Genomic DNA, 1,096 nt, shown 5'->3' on the forward strand with positions numbered 1-1,096 from the left:
GTACGGGGTCGGGCATGCGGATCGTGGTGGTGGGGGCTAGCGGCAACGTCGGTACGGCGCTGCTGCGGAGGCTGCGCCGGGAGCGGGGCGTGGAGCTGGCCGGGGTCGCTCGCCGGTTGCCGGGACCGGATGCCGGCGAGCCGTACGACCAGGTGGAGTGGCACTCCTGTGACATTGGCGCGCCGGGCGCGACCGGGCAGCTCGCCGAGGTGTTCGCGGGCGCGGACGCGGTGGTGCACCTGGCCTGGCAGATCCAGCCCAGTCACGACCAGCGGGTGCTGCGCCGGACCAACGTCGAGGGCAGCCGGTCGGTGATCAACGCGGTGGTCCGGGCCGGTGTGCCGGCCCTGGTGTACGCCTCGTCGGTCGGCGCCTACGCGCCCGGCCCGAAGGACCACCCGATCAGTGAGCGGTGGCCGGCCACCGGTGTGCCCGGCTCGTCGTACAGCGAACACAAGGCCGAGGTGGAGGCGCTGCTGGACGGGGTCGAGCAGGACCACCCGACGCTGCGGGTGGTGCGGATGCGACCCGGGTTGATCTTCCAGCGTGCTGCCGGCGCGGAGATCACGCGTTACTTCCTCGGCCCGCTGGCACCGGTGCGGTTGCTGCGCTTCGGCCGGATCCCGTTGGTGCCGACGAACCGCCGGTTGCGGATGCAAGCGGTGCACGCCGATGACGTGGCCGATGCGTACGCGCGGGCGGTGTTGGGTGATGCGCGCGGTGCTTTCAATGTCGCTGCGGACCCGGTGCTCACCCCGGAGCTGGTGGCTCGGCACTTCCACGGTTGGACGGTGCCGGTCGCCGCGCCGGTGCTGCGGGCGGCGGCGGCGCTGACCTGGCGGGCGCGGCTGCAACCGGTCGACGCGGGCTGGGTGGAGCTGGGTCTGAACGCCCCGCTGATGTCCAGCGAGCGCGCCGAGGCCGAGCTGGGCTGGCAGCCCAAGATCAGTGCGCTGACGGCGCTCAAGGAACTCTTCGCCGGTATGGCCGACGGGGACCACACGGCAAGCCCACCGATGTCCGGCGCCAGGGACCTGCCCGGTCGCCCCGCCGCACTCCTCCACGCCCGCCCCCCAGGCCAGGGAAACCCCTACTG

Annotated in this window: 1 protein-coding gene; it reads left to right on the forward strand. The window is 73.1% G+C overall.

What is annotated here, in order from left to right; all coding sequences use genetic code 11:
* Window positions 1–14: 14 nt before the first annotated feature.
* On the forward strand, window positions 15–1,096 hold a 1,082-nt coding region (locus DLJ59_RS00065), incomplete at its 3' end, for an NAD-dependent epimerase/dehydratase family protein (protein ID WP_124770499.1).

The sequence above is a fragment of the Micromonospora inaquosa genome (assembly GCF_003857055.1).
Taxonomy (GTDB): Bacteria; Actinomycetota; Actinomycetes; order Mycobacteriales; family Micromonosporaceae; genus Micromonospora; species Micromonospora inaquosa.